We start from the raw sequence: 6,000 nt of genomic DNA, 5'->3' as shown, positions 1-6,000 counted from the left end.
ATATATTTGGCTGCCCAATTGATTTTTTATGCCTCAGTTTCTAACTGAGCCAGCTTTTCTTAGTCTAAACTCCAGTAAGATAAACCTCATGGGATCGATCGACTGAAGTTTGTCCCGATGGCGCGCTAGGAAATCCCTGTAGGGAAGATCGATCATCGGTGCGGTTGATAGCAGCTTGGTTCTGCCAAAGTTGATCGCCTCATATCCAAACGCCAAAAGTTATCTTTTACTTTTCATGAGCGCTGGTCGTTTATTCAGAAAAATTAATGGGCTGAAAAATCACAAATCCCAACTCATAATTTATCCGCTGGTGGCGAGAACGTACTAGAGCATAACATTGATTTCCAAAGATAGGGAAACCGCCCAGCAAATTTAAATCTTATGTCGGTGTATCCTTCAGATGTTAATAACTTGGTCAGCGTCTCTACTGAAAAAAATTTAATGTGACCGTTATCCCAAAGAACGGTAAAATGTTTATCTAGTTGGCCAGAAACCGCTAAAGCCAGATTTTTTAAATAGCCGTGATAGGGCGTGGAAATAATTAGTTTTCCTCCCGGATTGAGGCATTTTTTTGCAGTTCTTGCTAGTTCTTTAGGATAAAGCAAGTGTTCGATTACTTCAATAGCTAAGACAACATCAAATGACTTCAGAATATCGGTATCTGGGAGGTCGTAAATATCTGCTTGGATAAACTGACACTCGGGGAAACTTTGACTGGAGATGGCAATTCCGGGCGCAGAAGTGTCAACGCCGACAACTTCGCAGCCGTGCTCTGCGATAACGTGACTGAGGCTGCCATTGCCGCAGCCGAGATCCAAAACTCGGAGTTTTGTCTTGCTGGTCTGCTGAAGTGCCGCCAGCATTTCTAATAGGGGAGATATCAAATAAGCGTGATGATATCTCGGACGGTTGTTTGTGTAATAATACGTATAATTGCTAAAGTTTTTTTTCATCGATTAAGCTATGGAGATTATTGCCGAGACCGCGAATTTACGGAGCGTGGGTACACTGTTTGCGCCAAGGTTCCCTACATTAGGGTTGTCAAAGTCGATCGGCAGGTCGATCGTCTCATTCTTTTTGTTTGATCGGTGAATTTTGTCACCGAATCAACCGGAGGGCAAAAGAAATCTTTCACAGGGTGCAAAATCTTGCATCGCCCATCTCTGGCCCATCTCTCGAAGGCATTCGCAAAAAAAAGTCCGATCGAGCAAGAATTCTCTATGTACACTAGCCGGAAACGGAACTTTTTGCCTGTTAATTTGGGGCGAGTGCATCGATGCGATTCTAGCTTCAAGCAACTGCGGTATGTCCACCCGACGCTTTTTGCAGCCTGAAAAATTGGCCTAGGGGCGATCGGATGCCAGTCGCTCCGAGAATTGAGTAGGGAAGTGTGACCGAAATCACAGGCATTTGCCAAACAAATTGCTGATCATCTTTGGACCCACACACTTAGAATCGAGATTACTACAGTGGCTTCTATAATTGTGTTTAAATGTTGTTCTGAAGCTGTGTTGTCCAGTCAGCAGAGCACCCTAGACAGATTCATGCTTTCGGTCTGGTTTATTTCACTTTAATGGTCGCTGTTGGGTGTTGCACCTTAATTTAGATATTTCCTATGGTTAAGTTAGGTCAATCCTCCTTTCGCCGTATTTTACTGTCGCGGATTTTGTTGCTCAGCGTACCTGTTCTACTGGTGGGGGAGTATGTTACCTATCGCAAGGCACGCTCGACGCTTCTGGAAACTGCTCGTCAAAACTTGACAGAAAGTGCAGTCAGAAAAGCAGAAACTATTGAACAGTGGGCGAAATCGCTGAAGTCGAATCTGATCGGCGCTTCGGAAAGCTCGATGTTGCAGTCGGTAAATCCGAAGGATTATCAAAAGTTTATCGCCCAATTAGGGCAGCGGTTGCCAGCGCAGGTTGATTGCTTGCAATTGACTAATTTAAAGACAAATCAAGTGATAGCAAGCACTTGCGGGCCGCAGCCGATTCAGTCGCTGCCGGCAAAATTTTGGCCGCCCGTACAGCAGCAGCAAACGCTGCTGGACGACAAGAGCGTTTACATCAGCCTGTCCTTGCCTCAGCAGCGACAGGGGACAGCAAACGATCGGAAGGGGGCTTTGGGGGCTGAGGATTTTCCAGATGCGGGTAAAGGAGGCAGCGATAGCCAAGCGAGTTTGGTGTTGAGCGCTCCTGTTTACATTCGTCGGGGCAATACCCTGCAGTTGAGTTATGCTTTGAGTTTGCAGTCGGCATTGCCTGTGCAAACGAGCGCTCCCAAGGGTTCTTTAGCCGGCTATACGGTGGCGATCGACCAAGATGGGACGATTTTGGCGCACCCTAATATCAACCGCGTGGGCCGCAATATCGCCCAAGAGGCAGATGCCGATCGACTAAAAAGTATTGTCAAAAGGGCAATCGCAGGCGGAACTGCTTTTCTCCATCTATTTTCCTTTGAAAGAAATGGTGTAGAGTTGCTAGCAGGATACGCCGCTATCCCGAGTCCTTCAACTACACAGGAGAACAGCAAGTGGATTATTTTAGCTGTCTCTCGTTTAGATTACGCTCTGTCAGGTTTGGAAGAGATTCAGCAAGTTTTATTTAATTTAATTGTAGGCTTGGTTGCTGCTAGTATCATCGCGACTTTATATCTGTCTCGCGACTTGGCGCGTCCTGTGGAAAAACTGAGAGACTACGCGATGAAAGTAGATACGGAAGCGTCGCAGACAGTGCCCCAAGATTTCCAAATTAGGGAATTTAATCAACTATCAGAAGCACTCAACAGCATGGTGCAGCGCCTCAGATCCTGGGCCAGAGAATTGGAAGTCGCAACCAAAGAAGCGCAAGTTGCCAATCAATTAAAAAATGAATTTTTGGGGAATATTTCTCACGAATTGAGAACGCCGCTCAACGGGATTATTGGTTTTATTCAAATTGTGCGGGACGGCTACTGCGATGACCGAGATGAAGAAATGGAATTTTTACAGCGGGCTCACGACTCGTCCATGCAATTGCTCAATATCATTAATGATATTTTGGACATTGCTAAAATAGAATCCGGCACGTTCTCGATGATGTTAGAAGTAGTTGACATTACTCAGGTACTTGAAGACGCGATTGATTTGCAAGCGAGTCAAATAGAGGAAAAAGGCTTGAAGTTAAGTTTGCCAGCTCCTCACGATCCGATTATTGTTCATGCCGATCCAGAGAAGCTAAAACAGGTGTTTTTAAATGTTTTGAGCAATGCCGTTAAGTTTACAGAGTCGGGCAGCATTAATATATCGGTGCGGCTAGAATCTAGGACTAATTCTGGTAGTTTTAACGGCAGTGGTGAAAGTACGACGGGTCCTAGCGGTCAAAGCGATTGGGTGGTGGTGACAATTAAAGATACGGGAATTGGTATCGATCCCGAGCACCAGCAGAAATTGTTTCAACCTTTTGTGATGGCTGATGGTTCTACAACTCGCAGGTTTGGCGGTAACGGTTTGGGCTTGGCTATCTCGCGAAGGATAATGGAATCTATGATCGGAAGCATTACCCTGCACAGCGCGGGCGTGAATCAAGGTACTACGGTGATGATTTCTTTGCCTGTCAATCAGCAGTCAAGTTTTTATTTTCACAGCCCGGACTTAGTAACGGAAAAGGGAAATTTCAAAAGTTGAGGAGTGATTTTCCCAATCTAAAATCTAAAATCTAAAATCTAAAATCTAAAATGGTTTTAGGGGCTGTCCGCCGAGTTCGAGGGATTTGCTCAAAGTGCTGAGAATGCGGATTAATTCGACGGAGGCCGGGCCCGAAGAGGTAAGACAGGGGGTATTTGTTTGCACGCAGTTGAGGAAGCGATCGCACACTCGCCTCAGCGGTTCTACTTGTTCTAAACTCAACACTTCGCGGTGTCTGATGCCGGTTGGCTGTGGCGCGATCCTCTTCGTTGGCGTAGCCCCCGTAGGGGCGGGCTTCGCGATCGCACTTTCAAAACAGTTATTCTCTTCGCCTCCCCAATCTGGATTGCCGCGCTGCACAATCAGGGGAGTTTCTGGCGACATTTCATCAAAAATCAAGGTTCCCAAACTGCCAACAACTGTTAAGCGCCGTTGTTTGTCGGGATTTAGCCAGCACAGGTGAATAAATGCTTGAAATCCGTCGGGATAGGTGAGCGTTACCCAAACTAAATCTGCTAGTTTTTCTGCAGGATTAGTAGTCACCAGCGAAGGAGCAAATTGATTTTCAATTTCTGCTGCTTCTTGATTTATTCCTTCTTCCTTCTTCCTTCTTCCTTCTTCCTTCTTCCTTCTTCCTTCTTCCTTCGGAAAAACAGTACCCATCGCCCTTACTTCAATTGGCGTTTGTTCCAGCCAAGTATTGAAAATAGCGATATCGTGAACTGCCAAGTCCCAAAGGGCATCAACGTCATGGCGCACGGGTTCAAAATGGGTGCGCTGGGCGTAACCGTAGCGCAATTTTCCGAGTTGATGCTGTTGAATAATTCTTTGGCCTCGATCGACTGCTGGATGAAACAGATAAGTGTGGTCAACGAAGAGTTGCCGCTGCTGTTTTTCCGCTAATTGGCAGAGTTCTATGGCTTCAGTGAGGTTGAGGGCGAGGGGTTTTTCTGCTAAGACGTGGTAGCCTTGTTTCAGCGCTGCTGCTGCGAGGGTGTAGTGTGTGGAAGCTGGAGTAGCGATCGCCACAGCTTGCAGTCCCGGCAGGGCTTGCACTTGAGACCAATCGGTAGCTAGAATCACCGAGGCATCCAGATTGAATTTTTTTTGAACGACCGCCAATGAATCTCGATTCGGGTCTACCACCGCTAAAACTTGGCTGTTGGGATGTTCGAGAAAGTTGCGAATTAGGTTAACTCCCCAGCGACCTGCACCCAATACAGCTATTCCGATTTTCATTGATTATAATTGCAAAAATCGCAAAGTAATTATAGCATAATTTGTTATTATTATCTATGTTTTTACTCCAAAAAATCACTGTTGACTGTTGCTAGTAGTTATGTAGTAGTTATTGATTATTGGTTATTGGTAGCAGCTAACAAATAACCAATAACTGATAACACGAGTCAACAGTCAACAGTCAACTGACTATTAACTAATTTATTGAAAGCTACCTGAGCCGCTGCTTGTTCGGCGGCTTTGATCGATCGACCTTTTCCCTCTGCTACCAACTTTCCTTGAATGAGAACTTCTGCTGTAAAACGATCTTCCCCGCCCTGCACTGTCCCGGTTTCTTGGACGCTATATTTGGGCAAAGTTTTGTATTTGCCTTGAGTCAACTCTTGGAGAGCAGCTTTGTAGTTTTGGCGGGCAGGATCGCTGCGGATTTCCGCAGCTAGGCGTTGAAAGTGAGAATCTAGCCAAGGGCGAATTAATTCTAACGTCTGGGTACTCAAATAAAGCGCAGCCAGTACCGCTTCCAAAGCATCTGCCAGACGGGGTTCAGCCCCTGTTTTGTCCGAGGCGGCACTGCTGGAAACAATTAAATAGCGATCGAACCCGTAACTTTCAGCGATTTTAGCAAGAATGCGATCGCTCACCAAGATCGATCGAATAGCAGCAAATTCCCCCACTGTACAGTCTGGATAAATCTCAAACAACAATTCCGACGCAGCCAGCCGCACAACTGCATCCCCGACAAACTCTAGTTGCTCGTAATTGGCCTTAGCTGACGCACTCGCATGAGTCAAAGCTAAATCGAGGAGATGCCATTTTATCGAAGCATTCTTCGTCAGTCCCAATTTTTGAATTAATGTTTCAAGTTGCTTTTGGCGACCCGGATAAATCATACCATTTTAGATTTTAGATTTTAGATTTTATAATTAATTGCCAATGACGGATGACTATCCGGGCTTGGAGCTTGTCTAAAGTTGTATATTTTTTTGAAAAATGTCTCAAATTCATATCACTAAAAAGCTTTTTATTCAAAAACCCAATAGTCCTTGTGGTGCTTGTACTCCGCTCTGTTAAGGTGGTGAATAAGTGCCTCAAACGCTGGA

The 6,000-nt window shown here is 45.5% G+C and carries 4 protein-coding genes; 1 reads left to right on the top strand and 3 read right to left on the bottom strand.

The window, feature by feature from the left end; genetic code table 11:
* Positions 1-293: 293 nt before the first annotated feature.
* A complete protein-coding gene (locus QUA53_RS22795; protein ID WP_333099927.1) occupies positions 294-953 on the bottom strand; it encodes a class I SAM-dependent methyltransferase in 660 nt (219 codons plus the stop codon).
* 662 nt (positions 954-1,615) lie between these two features.
* Between QUA53_RS22795 and QUA53_RS22790 the strand changes: the two genes are divergently transcribed.
* Positions 1,616-3,661 carry a sensor histidine kinase gene (locus QUA53_RS22790; RefSeq protein WP_333099926.1) on the top strand — a complete coding sequence of 682 codons (2,046 nt, stop codon included), beginning with the start codon at positions 1,616-1,618 and terminating at the stop codon, positions 3,659-3,661.
* 45 nt (positions 3,662-3,706) lie between these two features.
* Here the strand turns inward: QUA53_RS22790 and QUA53_RS22785 are convergent, their stop codons facing one another.
* Positions 3,707-4,900 (bottom strand): Gfo/Idh/MocA family oxidoreductase, encoded by a 1,194-nt coding sequence (locus QUA53_RS22785; RefSeq protein WP_333099925.1) that lies wholly within the window; start codon positions 4,898-4,900, stop codon positions 3,707-3,709.
* Between the two features lie 167 nt (positions 4,901-5,067).
* Positions 5,068-5,790, bottom strand: coding sequence for a ribonuclease III (rnc, locus tag QUA53_RS22780; protein ID WP_333099924.1), 723 nt, complete (start codon positions 5,788-5,790; stop codon positions 5,068-5,070).
* Between the last annotated feature and the right edge of the window lie 210 nt (positions 5,791-6,000).

The organism is Microcoleus sp. Pol12B3, from assembly GCF_036701355.1.
Lineage (GTDB): Bacteria > Cyanobacteriota > Cyanobacteriia > Cyanobacteriales > Microcoleaceae > Microcoleus.
This window is presented reverse-complemented; position numbering and strand designations above follow the sequence as displayed.

What these genes read in the sequence shown, in the direction of transcription:
- rnc (WP_333099924.1), bottom strand. Translation starts at nt 5,790, where the DNA reads ATGATTTATCCGGGTCGCCAAAAGCAACTTGAAACATTAATTCAAAAA.
- QUA53_RS22785 (WP_333099925.1), bottom strand. Translation starts at nt 4,900, where the DNA reads ATGAAAATCGGAATAGCTGTATTGGGTGCAGGTCGCTGGGGAGTTAAC.
- QUA53_RS22790 (WP_333099926.1), top strand. Translation starts at nt 1,616, where the DNA reads ATGGTTAAGTTAGGTCAATCCTCCTTTCGCCGTATTTTACTGTCGCGG.
- QUA53_RS22795 (WP_333099927.1), bottom strand. Translation starts at nt 953, where the DNA reads ATGAAAAAAAACTTTAGCAATTATACGTATTATTACACAAACAACCGT.